18 protein-coding genes are annotated in these 20,431 nt (G+C 64.6%); 11 read left to right on the forward strand and 7 right to left on the reverse strand.

What is annotated here, in order from left to right:
- Nucleotides 1-71 precede the first annotated feature (71 nt).
- From KF719_RS11995 to KF719_RS12005, 3 genes are read left to right on the forward strand one after another with little or no spacing between them, the layout of a single operon-like run.
- A complete protein-coding gene (locus KF719_RS11995) occupies nucleotides 72-686 on the forward strand; it encodes a cupin domain-containing protein (protein WP_293508939.1) in 615 nt (204 codons plus the stop codon).
- A gap of 6 nt (nucleotides 687-692) precedes the next feature.
- Nucleotides 693-1,571, forward strand: a complete 879-nt coding sequence (locus tag KF719_RS12000; RefSeq protein ID WP_293508940.1) for an isocitrate lyase/phosphoenolpyruvate mutase family protein — start codon at nucleotides 693-695, stop codon at nucleotides 1,569-1,571.
- Nucleotides 1,571-1,999 (forward strand): PaaI family thioesterase, encoded by a 429-nt coding sequence (locus tag KF719_RS12005; protein WP_293508941.1) that lies wholly within the window; start codon nucleotides 1,571-1,573, stop codon nucleotides 1,997-1,999. The genes KF719_RS12000 and KF719_RS12005 overlap by 1 nt, the downstream gene beginning before the upstream one ends.
- 127 nt (nucleotides 2,000-2,126) lie before the next feature.
- On the opposite strand, the gene KF719_RS12010 is transcribed toward KF719_RS12005, so the two are convergent.
- On the reverse strand, nucleotides 2,127-2,909 hold the full coding sequence (locus KF719_RS12010; protein ID WP_293508942.1) for a transporter substrate-binding domain-containing protein: 783 nt from the start codon (nucleotides 2,907-2,909) through the stop codon (nucleotides 2,127-2,129).
- 250 nt (nucleotides 2,910-3,159) lie between these two features.
- On the opposite strand from KF719_RS12010, the gene ileS reads away from it, so the two are divergent.
- The 7 genes from ileS (at nucleotide 3,160) to mutL (ending at nucleotide 13,308) form a co-directional block, all read left to right on the forward strand.
- Nucleotides 3,160-6,081 (forward strand): isoleucine--tRNA ligase, encoded by a 2,922-nt coding sequence (ileS, locus tag KF719_RS12015; protein ID WP_293508943.1) that lies wholly within the window; start codon nucleotides 3,160-3,162, stop codon nucleotides 6,079-6,081.
- 6 nt (nucleotides 6,082-6,087) lie between these two features.
- A complete protein-coding gene (gene lspA, locus KF719_RS12020; protein WP_293508944.1) occupies nucleotides 6,088-6,639 on the forward strand; it encodes a signal peptidase II in 552 nt (183 codons plus the stop codon).
- Between the two features lie 29 nt (nucleotides 6,640-6,668).
- The gene (locus KF719_RS12025; protein ID WP_293508945.1) at nucleotides 6,669-7,253 is read left to right on the forward strand and encodes a DUF3035 domain-containing protein; all 585 of its coding nucleotides are present in this window, start codon (nucleotides 6,669-6,671) and stop codon (nucleotides 7,251-7,253) included.
- A 60-nt stretch (nucleotides 7,254-7,313) separates the two neighbouring features.
- A complete protein-coding gene (locus KF719_RS12030) occupies nucleotides 7,314-8,696 on the forward strand; it encodes a pitrilysin family protein (RefSeq protein ID WP_293508946.1) in 1,383 nt (460 codons plus the stop codon).
- Nucleotides 8,693-10,069 carry a pitrilysin family protein gene (locus tag KF719_RS12035; protein WP_293508947.1) on the forward strand — a complete coding sequence of 459 codons (1,377 nt, stop codon included), beginning with the start codon at nucleotides 8,693-8,695 and terminating at the stop codon, nucleotides 10,067-10,069. Before KF719_RS12030 ends, KF719_RS12035 begins: the two co-directional genes overlap by 4 nt.
- Nucleotides 10,070-10,178: 109 nt before the next feature.
- On the forward strand, nucleotides 10,179-11,507 hold the full coding sequence (locus tag KF719_RS12040; RefSeq protein WP_293508948.1) for a glucose-6-phosphate isomerase: 1,329 nt from the start codon (nucleotides 10,179-10,181) through the stop codon (nucleotides 11,505-11,507).
- 7 nt (nucleotides 11,508-11,514) lie between these two features.
- On the forward strand, nucleotides 11,515-13,308 hold the full coding sequence (gene mutL, locus KF719_RS12045) for a DNA mismatch repair endonuclease MutL (RefSeq protein ID WP_293508949.1): 1,794 nt from the start codon (nucleotides 11,515-11,517) through the stop codon (nucleotides 13,306-13,308).
- On the opposite strand, the gene KF719_RS12050 is transcribed toward mutL, so the two are convergent.
- Nucleotides 13,291-14,043 (reverse strand): pyrimidine 5'-nucleotidase, encoded by a 753-nt coding sequence (locus KF719_RS12050; protein WP_293508950.1) that lies wholly within the window; start codon nucleotides 14,041-14,043, stop codon nucleotides 13,291-13,293. The two genes, mutL and KF719_RS12050, sit on opposite strands and share 18 nt — an antisense overlap.
- 146 nt (nucleotides 14,044-14,189) lie before the next feature.
- Between KF719_RS12050 and KF719_RS12055 the strand changes: the two genes are divergently transcribed.
- Nucleotides 14,190-15,461, forward strand: a complete 1,272-nt coding sequence (locus tag KF719_RS12055; RefSeq protein ID WP_293508951.1) for a DUF2336 domain-containing protein — start codon at nucleotides 14,190-14,192, stop codon at nucleotides 15,459-15,461.
- 13 nt (nucleotides 15,462-15,474) lie between these two features.
- On the opposite strand, the gene KF719_RS12060 is transcribed toward KF719_RS12055, so the two are convergent.
- From KF719_RS12060 to rnpA, 5 genes are read right to left on the reverse strand one after another with little or no spacing between them, the layout of a single operon-like run.
- Complete coding sequence (locus KF719_RS12060) at nucleotides 15,475-16,476, reverse strand: DUF1036 domain-containing protein (RefSeq protein ID WP_293508952.1); 1,002 nt, start codon at nucleotides 16,474-16,476, stop codon at nucleotides 15,475-15,477.
- A 38-nt stretch (nucleotides 16,477-16,514) separates the two neighbouring features.
- Nucleotides 16,515-17,447: an acetylglutamate kinase gene (gene argB, locus KF719_RS12065; protein ID WP_293508953.1), complete on the reverse strand. Its 933-nt coding sequence runs from the start codon at nucleotides 17,445-17,447 to the stop codon at nucleotides 16,515-16,517.
- 24 nt (nucleotides 17,448-17,471) lie between these two features.
- Nucleotides 17,472-18,167 carry a ribosome biogenesis GTP-binding protein YihA/YsxC gene (gene yihA / locus KF719_RS12070; protein ID WP_293508954.1) on the reverse strand — a complete coding sequence of 232 codons (696 nt, stop codon included), beginning with the start codon at nucleotides 18,165-18,167 and terminating at the stop codon, nucleotides 17,472-17,474.
- A 3-nt stretch (nucleotides 18,168-18,170) separates the two neighbouring features.
- Nucleotides 18,171-20,006 (reverse strand): membrane protein insertase YidC, encoded by a 1,836-nt coding sequence (yidC, locus tag KF719_RS12075; protein ID WP_293508955.1) that lies wholly within the window; start codon nucleotides 20,004-20,006, stop codon nucleotides 18,171-18,173.
- Entirely contained in the window at nucleotides 19,999-20,406 is a 408-nt protein-coding gene (gene rnpA / locus KF719_RS12080; protein WP_293508956.1) for a ribonuclease P protein component, read from the reverse strand. The genes yidC and rnpA overlap by 8 nt, the downstream gene beginning before the upstream one ends.
- Nucleotides 20,407-20,431 lie beyond the last annotated feature (25 nt).

Here is a 20,431-nt window from a genome sequence, read left to right on the forward strand (position 1 = left end):
AAATCCACTGCCGCGCGAAAGCAAGCATTCTTCGGCGTGACTCGGTGCAGGCTGTAAACTATCTTAAACAAATGACAGGAGATTTCCGCCGCGCCCACAGTTCCGCGCCGCCGGTCGAAGCCGTCGAGGGCGAACAGAAAGGCCCCGATGTCGGCGCCCGCCTGCGCGAATTGCGCAAGATGCACGGTCTTTCGCAGCGCGAACTCGCCAAACGCGCCGGCGTCACCAACGGCACGATTTCGCTGATCGAGAAAAACCGCATCAGCCCCTCGGTCGGCTCGCTGAAAAAGGTGCTGGACGGTTTTCCGATCTCGATTGCGGATTTCCTGACGCTGGAACTGAAGCCGCGCAAGAAGGTTTTCTATCAGGCAAAGGAGCTGCGCGAAATCGCGAACGGCGCCGTCAGCTTTCGTCTTGTTGGCCGCGACACGCGCGGCCGCGCCATCCAGATGATGCACGAGCGTTATGCGCCGGGCGCCGACACCGGCGACGAAATGCTTTCCCACACCGGCGAGGAATGCGGCATCGTCGTTTCGGGTGTGCTCGAACTGACGGTGGGCGGCGAGGTCCGGCGGATGGTGACGGGCGACGCTTATTATTTCGACTCGCGCCTGCCGCACCGCTTCCGCAATCCCGGCACGGTCGACTGCGTGGTCGTCTCGGCCTGCACCCCGCCGAGTTTCTGAGTGCCGATGTCCATGCCGCAAAGCCTCGACCAGCTTCTTGCCCGCCCCGGCATCGTCGTCGCGCCCGGCGCCTATGACGCACTGTCGGCAAAGCTCGCGGCGAAGGCGGGCGCACAAGTCGTTTACATGACGGGCTTCGGCGTATCGGGAGCAAGCTTCGGCTTGCCCGACATCGGGTTGGTGAGCGCGGCCGAAATGACCGAGCGTGTGCGCGCGATTGCGGGCGCGTGTTTTCCCGTGCCGCTGATCGCCGATGGCGACAACGGCCATGGCGGCCCGTTGAACGCCGCGCGGCTGACGCATGCCTACGAGGCGGCGCACGCGCAATGTATCCAGATCGAGGATCAGGTTTCGCCGAAACGCTGCGGTCATATGGAAGGCAAGGAAGTCGTGCCGCTGGCCGAAGCGGCGGCGAAAATCCGCGCCGCAGCGGAGGCGCGCGCGAGCCGCGGCTTCAAGATCATGGCGCGGACGGATGCGCGCGCGACGCATGATCTCGACGAGGCGCTCAGGCGCGGCGAGGCATTTTTGAAAGCCGGCGCCGACATTCTTTTCGTCGAGGCGCCGCGCGATGAAGCCGAGTTGCAAAAAGTCGCGGCAACATTCAAGGGCGTTCCGCTTGTCGCCAACATCGTTGAGGACGGCAAGACGCCTTATCTCGGCGCAAAGGCCCTGGAAGAACTCGGCTACAAGATCGCGCTCTTCCCCGTATCGGCCTTGCTTGCCGTCACCGCGCGGCTCGAAGGCGTGTACGCGACGCTGCTGAAAGGCGAGGGCTTGGCCGAGGGCGAACCGCGCGTCACCTTCCAGCGTTACAACGAACTGATCGGACTGCCGGAAATGCTGGCCGACGCGGCGGCCATAACGAAGAAGACGGAAAGCTGATGCCGAGCTGGTCGAACATTCTGAAACGCATCGCGGCGGGCGAAATGGAAAAGGCGCCGCCGCATGTCGCGGCGCTGAAACTCTATGCCGGAAAACTCACCGTGCTGGAACCGGGCCGCATCCGCTACGACTGGCCGGTCGATCCCGCGTTTCTCAATCCCGTCGCCGTCTTCGGCGGCTATCTCGCGACGCTCGCCGACCAGACCTGCTCCTTCGCGCTGATGACCATGTTGAAGGATGAACAGAATTTCACGACGTCCGATCTTCAGATGCATTTCTTTCGTCCGGTGACGGAAGGAATCCTCGCCTGCGAGGGGCATGTGTTGAACGTCTCGAAGACGCAGGCTTACGTTGAAGCCACATTCACCAATGGCGACGGCAAACTGGCGCTGAAGGCCCGCGCGGTGGAGCGGATCATTCCGGCGTGATGCAGCGTTTCAAATAAAATAGAGATGTCACCCCGGCGGAAGCCGGGGTCCATGGGCCTATGCCGCAAGTCGGATGGATTCCGGCTTTCGCCGGAATGACATATTCAGTTTTGGCTTTGCCGGAATTTCACTCCACCCACTTCCGAATGATCTGCTGCAACGCGCCGATGGCCTCCAACCGGCCGAGCCAGTCGTCGACCCGCGTCTTGAACACTTCGTCCTGCGGCAGGAGATAGGCTTTCTCGGCGCGCGTGAACGGCTTGTCGGGATTGATCGCGCAGAGTTCGGGATGCTCGCGCGCCATGATCCGCGTCTCGATGGCGTCGGTGATCATCACATCCGCGCGGCCTTCGACAATCTCCTCGAAGATCGTCGCATTGTCGGTGTGCAGGATCAGCGTCGCGCGGGAAATGTTCGCGCGGGCGAATTGTTCGTTGGTGCCGCCCGGGTTGACGATCACGGTCACGCCGTCGCGGTCGATCTCGGCCAGCGCCTGAAAGCGCTTTGCGTCTTCGCAGCGCGCGATCGGAGCCTTGCCGTCGGTGAGGATCGGATCGGTGAAGAACGCTTTCGCCGCCCGCGCCTCGGTGATCGAAATGCCGCCCATCGCGATGTCGAACTTTCCCGCCGCGAGGTCTTCCATCAGCGTCGGCCAGCTCGTCCTGACGATGACGAGCCGCGCGTCGAGATCGGCCGCCAGCGCTTCGGCCAGGTCGACATCGAGCCCTTCGAAATGGCCTTCAGGCTCTTCCCAGGAGAAAGGCTTGTAGTCGCCGCTGAGACCGACGCGAACCTCGCCGGCCGCAGCAATCCGCTCAAGCGTCGGGCTTCCCTCCCAGCGGGCGCTGGCTGGCGCAAGCGGCAGCAGCAGGAGAAGCAGCAGGGCGGGGAGGCGGCGGATGAAGCGCATGGCCGGACTATAGAGAGCCGCGCCGGCCCCCGGAAGCCCGCCGTCGAAGGCGGGCCTTTACTGGACTGTTAAGGGACCGGCTGCTAGAAACTCGGGCCATGAAAACCGTCTGCCTTCGCGGGCTCCGCCCCGCCATAAACGCGCGAATTACAGGCCCGGCCTGCTGCTGAGGGACCGCACGGTCCCGCGCGGCACGAGCCGGGTGCACTGTTCCCGAAGATCGCGCAACCCCGAATAGCCAGGGCGTCCCATGTCCACCGATACCAAGTCTCCCGATCAGGCCGCCGCCGACGAGCCCGGCCGCGACTACCGCGACACATTGTTTTTGCCCACGACCGATTTTCCGATGAAGGCGGGCCTCCCCGTCCGCGAGCCCGAATGGCTGGCGCGCTGGGAGAAGCTCGGCCTCTACAAGCGCCTGCGCGAAGAAGCGAAGGGCCGCGAGACCTTCGTGCTGCATGACGGCCCGCCCTATGCCAACGGCAACATCCATATCGGCCATGCGCTGAACAAGATCCTGAAGGACGTCGTCGTCCGCTCGCAGCAGATGATGGGCAAGGACGCGGCCTATGTTCCGGGCTGGGATTGCCACGGCCTGCCGATCGAATGGAAGATCGAGGAGAAGTATCGCAAGAAGGGCAAGAACAAGGACGAGGTGCCGCCGCTCGAGTTCCGCCGCGAATGCCGCGAATTCGCGCAACACTGGGTCGATGTCCAGCGCGAGGAGTTCAAGCGTCTCGGCGTTTCCGGCGAGTGGGACAATCCCTACCTCACCATGTCCTTCGATGCCGAAGCGAAGATCGTCGAGGAGTTCCAGAAATTCCTGATGAACGGTTCGCTCTATCGCGGCTCGAAACCCGTCATGTGGTCGGTGGTCGAGAAAACCGCGCTCGCCGAAGCCGAAGTCGAGTATCACGACCACACCAGCCACACGATCTGGGTGAGGTTCCCTGTCCAAACCGTCACGAGAGATGGCGCAAAGATGGACATGGATTTACTCAGTTCATGCATCGTCATCTGGACGACGACGCCCTGGACCATCCCCGCCAACCGCGCGATCTCTTTTTCACCGGCCATCGCCTATGGGCTTTATGAAGTGAAGGCGACGGGCGAGAAGCTGGTGCTGGCCGACGCGCTCGCCGAACAGGTGAAGAAGGACGCAAAGATTGAGGAATGGACGCGGTTGCGCGACGTAAAGGCTGGAGAGCTGCGAGGAGTTGTCTGCAAGCATCCTTTCAATGGTCAGGGCTACGACTTCGGCGTACCTCTCCTCGCCGGCGATCATGTGACCGAAGAAGCGGGCACCGGCTTCGTCCACACCGCGCCCGGCCATGGCCAGGACGACTACATGATCTGGGTCGAGAATTTCGGCTCGAAAGACATTCCCGAAACCGTCAACGAGGAAGGCGCCTATTACGATCACGTGCCGCTCTTTGCCGGCAAATTCGTGCTGACGCGGCAGGGCAAGGAAGGCAACGCCAATGCCGCCGTGATCGAGGAACTCGAAAAGGCCGGCGCGTTGCTCGCGCATGGCAAGGTGACGCATTCCTATCCGCATTCATGGCGCTCCAAGGCGCCGCTGATCTTCCGCAACACGCCGCAATGGTTCGTGGCGATGGACGCAAAGATCGAGGCGGCGGGCGGCAAGCCCTTCCGTCAGGTGGCTTTGGAAGAAATCGAAAAAGTGCGCTGGGTGCCGGCGCGCAATCGCAACCGCATCTATGCGATGGTCGAAACGCGGCCCGACTGGGTGCTGTCGCGCCAGCGCGCCTGGGGCGTGCCGCTGACGCTCTTCGTCAACAAATCGGACGGATCGCTGCTGCGCGATCCGAAAGTCAACGCCCGCATCGTCGAAGCGGTGGCGAAGGAAGGCGCGGACGCATGGTTCGAACATCCGGCAAGCGACTTTCTGGGCAATGAATACAATGCCGACGACTATGAGCGCGTCACCGACATTCTCGATGTCTGGTTCGATTCGGGCTCGACCCACGCCTTCGTGCTCGAAGCACGAGGGCTCCCGTCGCCCGCCGATCTCTATCTCGAAGGTTCCGACCAGCATCGCGGCTGGTTCCAGTCCTCGCTCTTGGAAAGCTGCGCCACCCGCGGCCGCGCGCCCTACAAACAGGTGCTGACGCATGGCATGACGCTGACCGACAAGGGCCTCAAAATGTCGAAGTCGCTCGGCAACGCGATCGAGCCCGAGGCCATCGTCAAACAGAACGGCGCCGACATATTGCGCCTCTGGGTCGCCTCGACGGATTACTGGGAAGACCACAGCATCGGCAACGAAATCGTCAAATCGAATGTCGAGGCCTATCGCAAGCTGCGCAACACCTTCCGCTACCTGCTCGGCAATCTGGCGGGCTTCTCGGACGATGAGCGTGTTGCCGTCGCCGACATGCCGGAACTCGAACGTTCGATCCTGCATCGCCTTGCCGAGCTCGACGAACTGGTGCGCAAGGCCTATGCCGATTACGACTTCAAGCGTGTGACGCATACCCTGTCGAACTTCATGAATGTCGATCTCTCGGCCTTCTATTTCGACATCCGCAAGGACACGCTTTATTGCGACGCGCCGTCGAGCCTGCGCCGCCGCGCCTGCCGCACGGTGCTGGATGAACTCTTCTCCTGCCTCACCGCCTGGCTCGCGCCGGTGTTGTGTTTCACGGCCGAGGAAGTCTGGCTGTCGCGCTTCCCGTCCGATGACGCTTCGGTTCACCTGCGCACCTTCCCGGAAATTCCGGCGGCGTGGCGCGACGAGGCGCTGGCCGACAAATGGCGCAAGGTGCGCGAGCTGCGCCGCGTCGTCACCGGCGCCCTCGAAGTCGAGCGCCGCGAAAAGCGCATCGGCGCCAGCCTCGAAGCCGCGCCCGATGTGCATGTCTCGAATGCGGAACTTCTGGCGGCGATGCGCGGCGTCGATCTCGCCGAACTGGCGATCACCAGCCAGGCATCGCTGATCGAAGGCGAGGGGCCGGCCGCGGCCTTCCGTCTCGACGATGTGCCGGGTGTCGCCGTGGTGCCGAAACGTGCCGAAGGCCGCAAATGCGCGCGTTCGTGGCGCGTATTGCCGGAAGTAGGTTCCGATCCCGAATTTCCGGATCTGAGTCTGCGCGATGCGGCGGCCGTTCGCGAATATGACGCGCAGGCGGCGCGCCTGCAGGGAGCCTGATCGGGGATGGAACGTCTCAGCCGCGAAACCTTCTGGGGGCCTCTCTCGCTTTTCGGCCTCGCGATTGCCGTCGGCGGCTTTGCGATCGACCGCCTGCACAAATGGTGGATGCTCGACATCTACCACATCGCCGCGCGCGGCCGCGTCGAAGTGACGCCCTTTTTCGATCTGGTGATGGCGTGGAACAAGGGCGTCAGCTACGGCCTCTTCGAAGCCGAAACGCCGCTCGGCGTCTTGATTCTCGTTTCCTTCGCGCTGGCGGTGACCTTCGGCCTCGGTCTGTGGCTGGCCCGCGCCGAACACCGGGCGGTCGCGCTTGCCATCGGCCTGATCATGGGCGGCGCCGTCGGTAACGTTTACGACCGCATCGCCTATGGCGCCGTGGCGGACTTTTTTAGTTTTCACGCCTTCGGATTTTACTGGTATATCTTCAATGTTGCCGACATCTGGATTGTTCTGGGCGTGATGCTGATCCTGCTGGATTCCATCTGGCCGCAGCTTTTCGGCCCCGGCGAAACGGGAAAAAAGGACGGAAACGCGGGCGACAAGGCGGCCTGACCGGCCGCCGCCCCGAAGGAGCAAGCGACGTGATCACCGAACTGAAAAACCTCCGCCACGCCGGCCTGCTGGCCGTGCTTGCCGTCGCGCTGACCGGCTGCGGCGGTGGCAGCCTCAGCGACACGCTTGGTTATGGCAAATCCGCGCCCGATGAATTCACGATCGTCACCAAGGCCCCGCTGGTCATTCCGCCGGATTTCTCCCTGCGCCCGCCGCAGCCCGGTGCGCCGCGCCCGCAGGAACTGGAAATGCAGCCCTCCGTCGGCGCGCAGCGCGCGCTGATCGGCGATGTCGAGGTGTCGGAGACGGCGGAGCAGGGCGTCACCGCCGGTGAGCGCGTGCTGCTCGCCAACACCGGCGCCGATGCGGCCGATCCGCGCATCCGCCAGGTCGTCAACACCGAAACGCGTTCGCTGATCGAGCAGGACAAGACCTTCGTCGACGATGTGATCTTCTGGCGCAAGCCCGGTACGCCGCCCGACGAACGTCTGGTGGATTCGCGCGCCGAGGCCCAGCGCATCCAGCAGAACGAAGCCGAGGGCAAGGACGTGACGGAAGGCGAAACGCCGACCTTGAAGCCCAAAAAGGACGGCTGGTTCTCGGGTATTTTCTGAGCGAGTGCCGCAGCGCTTTGGGGACCGGTGCCCTGAGGTCCGGTCTGTTGGAGTGAATTGTTGTCCCGTTCCCGATTTCCCGCGCCGCGCATTCTCGGTTCTGCTCTCGCCATTCTTCTGATTGTCGCGCTCGGCGCGGCCGTCTGGTTCTGGCGCGGTACCGAAGTCACCGTGTCGGATGCGCCACAGAGCTTCCGGCTCTCCAACGGCATGGAAGTCCTGGCGATCCCCGATCGCCGTGCGCCCGTCGTCACCCACATGGTCTGGTACCGCGTCGGCGCGGCCGACGAAACGCCGGGCAAAACCGGCTTTGCCCATTTCCTCGAACATCTGATGTTCAAGGGCACGAAAGAAATCGCGCCCGGCCAGTTCTCGCGCATCGTCGCGCGCAATGGCGGCCAGGACAACGCCTTCACGCATTACGAATACACCGGCTATTTCCAGGTCATCGCAAAAGACCGCCTGCCGCTCGTCATGAAAATGGAAGCCGAGCGCATGACGGGGCTCCAGTTGACGGATGCCGAGGTGCTGCCGGAGCGCGATGTGGTGCTGGAGGAGCAACGCAGCCGCGTCGAGAACAATCCGATGGCGCTGTTGCAGGCGGAAATGAATGCTGCACTCTATGGTGACCATCCCTATGGCCGCGACATTATCGGCCACAAGCAGGAAATCGCCGCACTGACGACCGAAGACGCACTCGATTTCTACAACCGCTTCTACACGCCCAACAACGCGACGCTGATCGTCGCCGGCGACATCTCGCTCGACGAATTGCGGCCGCTGGCCGAAGAACATTACGGCGCCATCGCGCAGCGCGCGCCGACATTCGTGCGCGATCGTCCGGCCATCGTCTGGCCGGAGGAAGACAAGCGCGTGATCCGCCGCGACGAACGCGTCAACCAACCGACATGGCTGCGCTTTTATCCGGCACCGGACTACAGCACGGCCGGCGCGCGCCGGGGCGCGGCCTTCGACGTGCTCGCCGAAATTCTCGGCGGCGGCCAGACGAGCCGCCTCTACCGCAATCTGGTGGTGACGCAAGGCGTCGCCGCCTCGGTCGGCGCCTGGTACGAAGGCAGCCGTCTCGATGCCGGCAAGTTCGGCCTCTATGCGTTGCCGCGCGTCGGCGGGTCGCTCGCCGATCTCGAACAGGCGATCGACGACGAAATCGCGGCGTTGCTGGCCGAAGGCGTGACGGATGAGGAGCTTGAGCGCGCGAAAACCGTCATAGCGGCCGGCGCCGTCTATGCGCGCGACAACCAGCGCAGCATGGCCTATGCCTATGGCGAGGGACTGATGACCGGCCTGTCGGTGGACGACATTCACGAATGGCCCAACCGCATTCGCGCCGTGACGGCGGCGGATGTCGCAGAGGCGGCGCGCGCCGTCCTCGACGGCAGCGTTTCCGTCACCGGCGAGTTGCTGCCGGGAGGTGGCGCATGATCCGCGGCGCGCCGTTCGGCGCTTTCCTTTTTGCCGTCCTCTTTCTGGCGACACCTCTATCCGCCTTCGAAATCCAACGCGTTGTCAGCCCCGGCGGCATCGAGGCATGGCTCGTCGAGGAGCACACGGTCCCCGTCATCGTGATGGAGGTCGCATGGGAAGGCGGCACGGCGACCGACACCGCCGAAAAGGCCGGCACCGCCAACATGGCGGCTTCGCTGCTCGGCGAAGGCGCAGGCGATCTGCCCTCGCAGGCCTTCAGCGCCCGCCTCGACGACATCGCGGCGCAGCTCTCCTTCTCGGTCGACAACGACTACTTCAATGCGTCGCTGAAAACCCTGGCGGAAGCCCGCGACGAAGCCTTCTCCCTCTTCGCGCTTGCCATCGCCGAGCCACACTTCGACGAAGACGCGATCGAGCGCATCCGCGCCCAACTCGGCGTCGTGGTGGCGCGCAACCGCCAGTCGCCGGACTGGCTGGCGGCCGATGCCTGGTATCGCGCGGCGCTGAGCGGCCATCCCTACGCGCTCAACCGGCACGGTACACCCGAAACCGTGCCGCGCATTTCGCGCGACGACCTGACCCGCTACACGGGAAATGTGCTGGCCCGGGACAACTTGAAGATCGCCATTGTCGGTCCGATGTCGGCCGAAGAACTGGGCCCGCTTCTCGACAGGACGTTTGGCGGCTTGCCGGCCAACGCCGTGTTGCCGGAAATTCCCGCTGTCGAAGTGGCGCCGGGCGCGCAGACCGTCGTTGTCGAGCGGGATTTCCCGCAAAGCGTCGTCATCTTCGGTACGCAGGGCATGGCGCGCGACGATCCGGATTTCATCCCGGCTTTCATGATGAACCACATCCTGGGCAGCGGCAGCTTTTCGTCGCGGCTGATGGAAGAGGTGCGCGAAAAGCGCGGCCTGGCCTATTCGGTCGGCACGTCGCTGTCGCCGCTGAAAAAGGCGGCCATGATGTTCGGCCAGGTCGCGACGCGCAACGAGCGCGTCGGCCAGTCGCTGGCGATCATTCGCGGCGAAATGCGGCGCATGGCGGAGGAGGGCGTATCGGCCGAGGAACTCGACGACGCCAAAACCTATCTCACCGGCTCCTATCCGCTGCGCTTCACCTCAAACAGCTCCATCGCCAACCAGCTCATCGGCATCCAGACCGAAGATCTCGGCATCGACTATGTCGAGCGTCGCAACGGCCTGATCGAGGAAGTGACGCAAGAGGACATCGCCAGGGTCGCCCGCCGCCTGCTGCGCGCCGACGACCTGATCGTCGCGATCGTCGGCCGGCCCAATCTGTCGCCCGTCGTCGAAGGCCTGCCCGAAACCGGGGACATGAAGCCCGCCGCGGAGCCCACGCGCCAGCACTGAGGGCGGCTTGCGGTCGGGCGATCTTCTGGCTGGCGGCGCGGCTTCTTGTTAGGCTCGGGTCCAATGCCCCGATTCCGGCATATAACGACCCCTCAATGGAAATTTCCGCATGGCCGCCGCGCCCTACATCCAGTCGATCGACAATTGTTTCAGCGACGCCATAGGCGAGGGCGGGCTCGCGCGTGCCGATTTCGATGTGGCGCTGGCAGACGCGGAAAGGGCGTTGGGCAAGCTGCGTGCCGCACATGACGACGGAACGTTGCCGCTGCTGCGCGTGCCAGCGCGTCGCGACGATTTCCCGGCCATCGACGACATCGCGGCGAAGCTGCTCGACAACACAACCGACATTTTCATCTTCGGCATCGGCGGTTCGGCGCTCGGCGCGCAGGCGCTGGCGCAATTGACGGGCTGGGGCACGCAGGCGCATGTCCAGAAGGGCGTTCGCATTCATGTGCCCGACAATCTCGACGCGGCCACCATGGAAGCGGCCCTGTCGAATGCAGACCTGCGCACGACGCGCTTTCTGGTGGTTTCGAAATCGGGCGGCACCGTCGAACCGGCGATGCAGACGCTGGCCGCCATGAGCGCTATCGAAAAGGCCGGCGGCGGCAAATATATGAAGCATCATTTCGCGGTGCTGACCGAACCGGCGAAGAACGGCAAGCCGAACCCGATGCGTGCGCTGGCCGAGGCGCAAGGCTTCCCGACGCTGGAACACGATCCGGGCATCGGCGGCCGCTATGCGGTGCTCACCAATGTCGGCCTGCTGCCGGCGCGCCTGATGGGTCTCGACATCGAGGCGGTACGCGAAGGTGCGGCTTCCGTGCTGACGCCGGTCCTCTCCGGCGCACCGGCCGGCGAGGTCGCGCCCGCCGCCGGCGCGGCGGTCTCGCTGGCACTGGCACAATCGAAAGGCGCCAACATCTCGGTGCTCCTTGCCTATGCCGACCGGCTGGAGCGGTTTCTCTCCTGGCACTGCCAGCTCTGGGCCGAAAGCCTCGGCAAGAACGGCAAGGGCACAACGCCCGTCAAGGCGCTCGGGCCCGTCGATCAGCACAGCCAGTTGCAGCTCTGGCTCGACGGCCCGCGCGACAAGCTCTTCAACGTCTTCCTGACCGACACGAAGGGCAAGGGACCCGTTGCCGATGCAGCGCTTGCCGAAGGAACGGGCTTTGCGTTTCTCGGCGGAAAATCCGTCGGCGATCTCGTCGATGCCGAACAGCGCGCGACGGCCGACACGCTGGCGAAGAACGGCAGGCCCGTCCGCACCTTCCATCTCCCGGTGCTCGATGAGCGGACGCTCGGCGCGCTATTCATGCATTTCATGCTCGAAACCATGATCGCCGGCGATATGCTGGGCATCGATCCCTACGACCAGCCGGCGGTCGAGGAAGGCAAGATTCTGGCGCGGCAATATCTCGCACAAGGGAGCGTCTGATCCACGCATGAGCCGCATCCGCCGCCTGAGCGAAGGAACGATCAACCGCATCGCCGCCGGCGAGGTGGTGGAGCGGCCGGCCAGCGCGGTGAAGGAACTGGTAGAAAACGCGCTGGACGCCGGCGCCCGCCACATCGACATCGCCATCGACGGCGGCGGCCGCGACCTGATCCGCATTGCCGATGACGGCTTCGGCATGAGCGCGGAAGAGCTGGCGCTTGCGGTCGAGCGTCACGCAACATCGAAACTCGGCATCGACGGCGAGGGCCGCGAGGACCTCCACAACATTGCAACCCTCGGCTTTCGCGGCGAGGCGCTGCCGTCGATCGGCGCGGTCGCCCGCCTCGCGATCGTCAGCCGCCCGCGCGACGGCGCGAGTGCGCACCGCATTTCGGTCGAGGGCGGTCATGTCGGCGCGGTCGAGCCGGCGCCGGGCAAGCCCGGCACCGTCGTCGAGGTGCGCGACCTCTTTTATGCGACGCCCGCCCGCCTCAAATTCATGAAAAGCGAGCGCGCCGAGGCGCTTGCCGTGTCGGACGTCGTGAAGCGGCTCGCCATGGCGAATGCCGAAACGGGCTTCGCGCTGACAAGCGGCGGGCGCGTCTTGTTGCGGCTTGAGCCTGAACTACCGGGCGCAAGTGGCCGCCTTGCGCGGCTTGGCGCGATCATGGGCCGCGACTTTGCTGAAAACGCGCTGGCGATCGACGCGCTGCGCGAAGGCGTCGCGTTGTCGGGTTTCGCCGGACTGCCGACCTATAATCACGGCACGGCGCAGATGCAGTTTCTGTTCGTCAATGGCCGTCCGGTGCGCGACAAGCTGATCGTCGGCGCGGTGCGCGGCGCCTATGCCGATTTCCTGGCCCGCGACCGGCATCCGGCGGTGGCGCTTTTTGTCGACATCGATCCGGCGGATGTCGATGTCAATGTGCATCCGGCCAAGGCCGAAGTGCGTTTCCGCGACGCCGGTCTCGTGCGCGGCCTGATCGTCGGCGCGCTGAAACACGCATTGGCGGGCGCCGGCCATCGCGCCTCGACCACCGTCGCGGGCGCGACGCTGGATGCGCTTCGCCCTGCCGCCGCCCCGGCATACGCCGCACCCGGTGCGCATGCGTCGCGCGGCTTCGCCGAAAGCGGCAGCACCTGGCAGGGCGCCTTCGCCGATCTCGGCGGCCACACGGCCCGCGTCGACATCGCACCCGCCGATGCCGCGCCGGATGTTGCCCGTCCGCTCGGCGTCGCGCGCGGCCAGCTTCACGAAACCTATGTCGTGGCGCAAACGGCGGACGGCATCGTCATCGTCGATCAGCATGCAGCCCATGAACGTCTGGTCTATGAGCGCATGAAAAAGGCGATGGAAACGCGCGGCGTCGCGCGTCAGCTGCTGCTGATCCCCGAAGTGGTCGAACTCGACGAGGCCGAGGCGGCGCGCCTTGCCGCGCGCGCCGGCGAACTTGCCGAACTCGGCTTTGTGCTCGAAGCGTTCGGCGCCGGCGCCGTCGTGGTGCGCGAGGTGCCGGCGATCTTCGGCAAGCTCGATGTCGCAGGTCTCGTGCGCGATCTGGCCGACGATCTTTCGGAGCTTGATGAAGCGCTGTCGCTGAAGGAACGGCTGGAAGAGGTTTGCGGCACCATCGCCTGTCACGGTTCGGTGCGCGCCGGCCGCCGCCTTACCGCCGAGGAAATGAATGCGCTGCTGCGCGAAATGGAAGAGACGCCGCATTCGGGCCAGTGCAATCACGGCCGCCCGACCTATGTCGAGCTGAAGCTCGCCGATATCGAACGCCTATTTGGCCGCCGCTGAAACCGCCGGCGTCAGCGCTTCGAGAAATCCCCGGAGATCGTCGGTCACGTGATGGACATGATCCCCGTCCGCGCCCTCATGCGAAATCTGCTGGTGGCGCTCCGGGCCGGGTGCGCCCGGCCTCACCCAAACCGTCGTCATGCCAAGCGCATGCGGCGCCTCGAGATTGCGCGCAATGTCCTCGAACATCGCAGCCGACGCCGGGTCGAAACCGCTCGCTTCGATCAGGCGTTCATAGGCGCCGCGCCGCGGCTTCGGCTCGTAGCGCGCGGTCACGATGTCGTAGATCCCGTCGAAGACATCCGCGATGCCGAGCTGCCGGACCACGTTCTCGGCATGCGCCGTGGAGCCATTGGTGAAGATCAGCTTGCGGCCCGGCAACCGGCCGATCGCGGTGCCGAGTGCCGCGTCCGGCGCCACCGCCGACACGTCGATATCGTGCACGAATTGCAGGAACGCCGCCGGCTCAAGCCCGTGAACCTTCATCAGGCCCGAAAGCGTCGTGCCGTGCTCGACATAGAAATCTTTCTGGATACGCCGCGCCTCCTGCGCGTCGACCCCCAGAAAATCCCCGATAAAGGCTGTCATTCGCTGGTCGACCTGCGCGAAGAGATCGCAGGCCGGCGGATAGAGCGTGTTGTCGAGGTCGAACACCCATGTCTCGATATGGGAAAAGTCCGCCGCCGGTGCTGGCGCGCGCGGGGCAGAAGAGGGCGGAATCCGGGGCTCGATCATGGCCCTTATGTGCCGCGCCGCGCGCGTGCTGGCAAGCCCCAACCCGCTAAATGAAACCCGGAGATTAAGCGAGTGTTAAGCGCCGCGGACCGAAACTGGGCAGGCGGGGCGCCCGCCCCGGTCTGGGCGCATTTCAGGGAGCGGCAATGGCGTTCGGCCTGCTGTCGAGATTGTTGGGAGGGCGGGTGCTGCCCGAGCGGCTCCGCTACGAAGACGCGCGCGAGGTGCTCGAAGGCCACCGCAATGCCGCCAAGCGCGAGCTGGCCGGCCGCGAGGACGCGCCGCCCGAAACGCTCTATTACCTTGCCTGCGACGACGACAGTGAGGTGCGCGGCCTCGTCGCCGCCAACCCCTCGACCCCGATCCACGCCAATGAGCTATTGCGCACCGACAGCGAAGTCGAGGTGCGCGAGGAACTGGCCCGCAAGATCGCGCGTCTCATGCCCGACATGCCCCGGCGCGAGCGCACGACGATACAAAAGCGCACCGTCGAATTGCTGGAAAAGATCGCGGCCGACGAGGCCCCGCGCGTTCGCGCCATCGTCGCCCGCGAGGTCGCACGCTGCCCGACGATCCCCAAGCGCCTTGCCCTGCGTCTTGCGCGCGACGTCGAAATCTCGGTCTGCGGGCCGATCTTGCAGTATTCGCCGCTGCTCTCCGACGAAGACCTGATCGAATTGATCGCAACAAGCCGCATCCAGGGCGCGGTCGACGCCATTGCGAGCCGCGAAAATCTGAGCGCCCGCGTGTCGGAAGCGGTCATCGCGACGCTCGACGTGTCGTCGGTCGCGCAACTTCTGGCGAACCCCAGTGCAAACATCCGCGAGAACTCGCTTGAAAGCGTCATTGCCCAGGCGGCGGGCATCGAGGCCTGGCATTTGCCGCTGGTCATGCGCACCGAGCTTTCGCTGCGTGCCGTGCGTCGTATCGCAACCTTCGTTTCCCGCGCGTTGATCGACGAACTTGGACGTGTGCATACGCTCGACGAGGAAACCTCGAACTGGCTGAAAGCCCGCGCACAGGAACGGATCGAGGCGGAAAGCGAACCCGGACGCAAGCCGCCTGCGCGCAACGCGATCAAGGAAGCCTATGCCGCCGGCCGCCTCGACGACGATGTGGTAACGGACGCGGCCACCACCTCGCAGCGCGCCTCGGTTGTGCTCGCGCTGTCGCTGCTCACCGGCGTCGACATCGCGCGTATCGACAAGATCGTCGACGCCCGGAGCGGACGCGGGCTAACGGCGCTGTGCTGGAAGGCCGGCCTTTCGATGCGAACGGCGCTCGCCGTCCAGACCCACATTGCGCATGTGTCGCGGGATAACCTCGTGTTGCCACGCGCCGGCATCGACTACCCGATGGAGCCGGATGAAATGCGCTGGCATCTCCAGTATTTCGGCATCGAAGACGGCGCGAGCTGAAAACCGCCGCGCTCTACTCGAACACCATTTCCCACTTCGAAGCGCCACCCGTAACGATGCGCATGAAGCCGCGCTCGTCGAAGCCGCGTGCGGTACATCTCTCGCGGCCTCTGATCTCGAAGCGCGTCGGCTTGGTGCAGAAGCGCATGTCGCCCGACCACACCGACTGCTCCTCCCCGGATCGCGTCGGCGCCTGCGGGTCGTCGGCCATTTCCGCATAGACGAAATATTCGCGCTCCGTAAGCTTCCCCTTGATCGCCTTTCGGCATTTGCCGGGTTCGATGCGAATCCAGCCGCTCGACATTTCGCCCTCGAGCGTGTTGTAGCCGATGGCGCTCCAGATGAGATATGCCGTCTTGTTGCAGAGATCGAGGCCCGATTTTGCCTGCTCTTCGCCGGCGCTTTCGATCAGCCGCTCGATCAGCTGCGTGTCGATCCGCCCGTCCGCGGCGATGCCGACCGATCGCTGATAGGCCTCGACGGCACGTGTCGTATTGCGCGCCGCGATACCGTCGATCCGCGCAAGCTTGAAGCCGTTGTCCTGCAGCAGCCGCTGTGCGCCGGCGATCTGCGCCTGTTCGGCCGTATGGTCGCTCGCTTCCGAAAAAGTCGTCACCCAGTCGTCGCCGGGTTCCGTCCGGACGGGAAGGAACTCATTGGCGTCATAGCCGCGCGCCGCGCATTGGTCGCGCCCCTCGATTTCGAAGCTGCCATCGGCGGTGCAGAAGCGTTCATTGCCGGAAAAATATTGCGTCGGTCCCTGATGAACCTCGATGGAGCGCGCAAAGACATAATAGTCCTCGCCCGCAATCGGACCGGCCAGCGCCACGCCGCACTCGCCGGGCGCGAGCCGCACCCAGCCCCGGCTTTTCCAGTCCTCGCCCTCCTGAAAGGAGATCGCACCGTCCAGCACATAGCTGGTCCGGTTGCAGAGTTGATAGTCGGCAAAGGCGGGTGTTGCGCCCGCGGCGCCGAGCATCGCGATTGCGGCGACAATGCTGAAACGAAAATTCATGGCGTCGGCTCGCTCCCCCGTCGAAAACCTTCCGGCCGTCAGCCGGCGGCCTTGCGGATCAGCGTTCCCGCGCCATGTTCGGTGAAGAGCTCCAGCAGCACCGCATGGCGCACACGCCCGTCGAGAATGACGACGCCGCCGACGCCGCCTTCCGCCGCGTCGATGCAGGTTTCGAGCTTCGGGATCATGCCACCCGATATCGTCCCGTCCTTCATCAGCGCCCGTGCTTCTTCCACCGTCAGCGCTTCGACGAGATTGCCCTGTTTGTCGAGCACGCCGCGCACATCGGTAAGAAGCAGCATCCGCGCCGCGCCCATCGCCGCCGCAATCGCGCCGGCAACCGTGTCGGCATTGATGTTGTAGGTCTCGCCGTCGCGCGACACCCCGATGGGCGCGATCACCGGAATGATGTCGGACTTCAGGATGACGTCGAGAATTTCCGGATTGATCTTCTCCGGTTCGCCGACAAACCCGAGATCGAGGATCTTCTCGATATTCGATTCCGGGTCGTGGATCTTCTGATGCACCTTGCGCGCGACGATCAGATTGCCGTCCTTGCCGCAAAGGCCGACCGCCCGCCCGCCGGCCTGATTGAGCTGCGCCACGATCTGCTTGTTGATCGATCCTGCCAGCACCATCTCGACGATCTCGACGGTGGCCTTGTCGGTGATGCGCAACCCGCCCGAGAATTCGCTCTTGATGCCGAGCCGCGTCAGCATCGCGCCGATCTGCGGCCCCCCGCCATGGACGACGATGGGATTGATGCCCGATTGCTTCAGGAGAACGATATCGCGCGCAAACTCGGCGCCCAGCGCCTCGTCGCCCATCGCGTGGCCGCCATATTTCACCACCACGGTGCGCTTGTCGTAACGCTGCATGAAGGGCAGCGCCTCGGAAAGCACACGCGCCCGTTCCAGCTTTGCCGCCTCGTCGGGCGATGCCGCATTTCCGTCGGTCGTTGTGTCCGGCATCGGCCTTCGCACTCCCCGTCTTTCTCAACTGCTCCGGTTTTTATACCCCAGCGCGTCGGCCGCGGCCAGCGAGGCGATCTCGGCGCGCAGCGCGGCGATCCCCGCGCCGGTCTCGCTCGACGTGGCGACGATCCGCGGATGTGCGGCGACATGGGCGCGGATACCGGTCCCGACATCGGCGAGACACTTCTCCAGTTCGCCGGCCTTCAGCTTGTCGGTCTTGGTCAGCACGATCTGGTAGGAAACGGCCGCCTCGTCGAGCAGGGCCATGACCGCGCGGTCGTTCTCTTTCAGCCCGTGCCGCGCATCGATCAGCAGCAGCACCCGGCGAAGTGTCGCGCGGCCGCGCAGATAGGCCATCACGAGGTCTGTCCATTGCTCGACGCGGCTGCGGGTTTCGCGCGCATAGCCATAGCCCGGCAGGTCGGCGAGCATGATGGCCGGCCGCCCTTCGGCGCCCAGCAGGAAAAAATTGAGTTCCTTGGTCCGTCCAGGCGTGTTGGACGTGCGCGCCAGCGTCTTGCGGCCGGTCAGCGCGTTGACGAGGCTCGACTTGCCGACATTCGAACGCCCGGCAAAGGCAACCTCCGGCAGATCGCCCGGCGGCAGACCTTCCATGTCGACCGCCCCGCGCACGAACGAACAGGTCTGCGCAAAGAGCAGGCGCCCCGCTTCGAGGTCCGGCGCGTCGTCGTCCTGGCCGCTTGGCGCCCCGCTCATCGTTCAGGATTTCGGCTTGTCGCCGCTTCCCGCAAAGAGCGACGCGACCTTGTCGAGTCCGAGATTGCTGAAAATCTCGATCTTGACGCCCTGCCGTTTCATGATGACGCCCTGCTGCAGCACCGACAGCGTGTTGTTCCAGGCCCAGTAGATGACAAGGCCGGCCGGAAAGCTTGCCAGCATGAAGGTGAAGATCACCGGCATCCAGGTGAAGATCTGCGCCTGGATCGGGTCGGCGGGCAGGGGGTTCATCCGCATCTGCACGAACATCGTGAAGCCCATGATCAGCGGCCAGATGCCGACGATGAGCAGCGACGGCGGATCCCAGGGAATGAGGCCGAACAGGTTGAAGAGCGAGGTCGGGTCGGGCGCGGAGAGATCGTTGATCCAGCCGAAGAAGGGCGCGTGCCGCATCTCGATGGTGACGAACAGAACCTTGTAGAGCGCGAAGAAAACCGGAATCTGGATCAGCACCGGAAGACAGCCGGCCAGAGGATTGACCTGCTCCTTCTTGTAGAGCTCCATGATCTCCTGCTGCTGCTTCAGCTTGTCGTCCTTGTGGCGCTCGCGCAGTTTCTCCATCTCCGGCTGCAGCTTCTTCATCTTGCTCATCGCCACATAGGATTTGTTGGCGAGCGGATAGAAGACGAGCTTGATCAGCACCGTGATGATGAGAATGGCCACGCCGAAATTGCCGACATAGCCGGCGATATAGTGCAACCCGTGGAAAAGCGGCTTGGTCAGGAAGTGAAACCAGCCCCAGTCGATCATCAGCTCGAACTTGTAGATACCGTCTGCTTCGTAACCGTCGACCACCGACGTCACCTTGGCGCCCGCAAAAAGCCGGCTCTCCACCGTCGCGTCCGCGCCCTCCGCCACCACGATCGGATCGTAGCGGAAGTCGGTCTGGTAGATTTCGCGGCGCGGGTCGGGATCTTCGCTGAAGCGCGCAGTAAAAGCGCGGCCGTCTTCCGGCGCCAGCACCGTCGCCCAGTATTTGTCGGTAATGCCGAGCCAGCCGCGTGTCGAATTGAACGTCTGCGGCGCTTCACCCTCGACATCCGAATAGTCGATCTCGCGCAGGCCCCCGTCGGGGAACATGCCGATCAACCCTTCATGCAGGATGAAAAAGGTGCTGTGCGACGGCTTGCCGGTGCGCGAAATCAGTCCGTAGGGATAGAGCGTCACCGCCTGGCCGGTGCGGTTTTCAACCCGGTCTGAAATCGTGAAAAGGAAATGTTCGTCGAGCGCGATGCGCCGCACGAAAGTCAGTCCCTGCCCGTTATCCCAAACGAGCGTCACCGGCGTCTCGGGCGTCAGGACCTCGCCTTCCGCCACGCGCCATTCGCTGGTCGCGTCGGGGAGTTTCACATTCGCGCCCGGAAGGCCGATAAAGCCGAATTCCGAGAAATAGGGGGCCGGCGTTTTGGCGGGCGAGAACAGCGCGATTTCGGCACTGTCGGGGTCGGTTGTCGCGCGATATTGGCGCAGCCTCAGATCGTCGAAGCGCGCGCCCTTCAGCGAAATCGAACCGTCGAGCTCCGCCGAACGAATGGCGAGGCGCGGCGCCTGCGCCAGCGCCGCATCGCGCGGCAATTGCTCGGCCGCCACAACGCCGCCGACGCCCGGCTGGGCGGGCGCTTCGACCGTCGGCAACCGCACGCCGCTATCCGCCGTTGCGCCGCCTGCATCTTCCGCCGTCGTGCCGGCCGCCGCCTCGATCGCTTCCTGCCGCGCGCGCTCGGCTTCCATCTGTGGATTGATGACCAGATATTGCCATCCGACAAAGACGAGCACCGACAGGAATATGGCGATGATGAAGTTGCGGTTGTCACCCATGTGGCACGTCTTTCCCGGTATCGGTGCGTGAAGCGTCGGAACGTGAAACGGAAGCCCGGCCCCGCCGCGCGTGAACATCGTCGAGTGCGGCGGTGAGATCGGCGAGAAGCTCGGCCCATCGCCGCGTCGGCGTGGCGTGGCGGCCGATCAGCACGTAGTCGTAACCGGGTTTTGCGGCAAGCGGAAGAATTTCGGCCGCTGCCGCGCGCAACCGGCGCTTGGCGCGGTTGCGAATGACGGCATTGCCGACCTTGCGGGTGACCGTGAAGCCGGCGCGGGGCGCGCCGTCGTCATGGCGGTCGAGCGCCTGCAGCACAAGGCCGCGCTCGGCCCGCTTGCGCCCATGGGCGGCGGCGAGGAAGTCTCGGCGTTTGCGAATTTTGTCGATCTGGCGGTCCATCGGGCTGCTCGCAATCGGACCCGGA

It is taken from the genome of Parvibaculum sp. (assembly GCF_019635935.1).
GTDB lineage: Bacteria > Pseudomonadota > Alphaproteobacteria > Parvibaculales > Parvibaculaceae > Parvibaculum.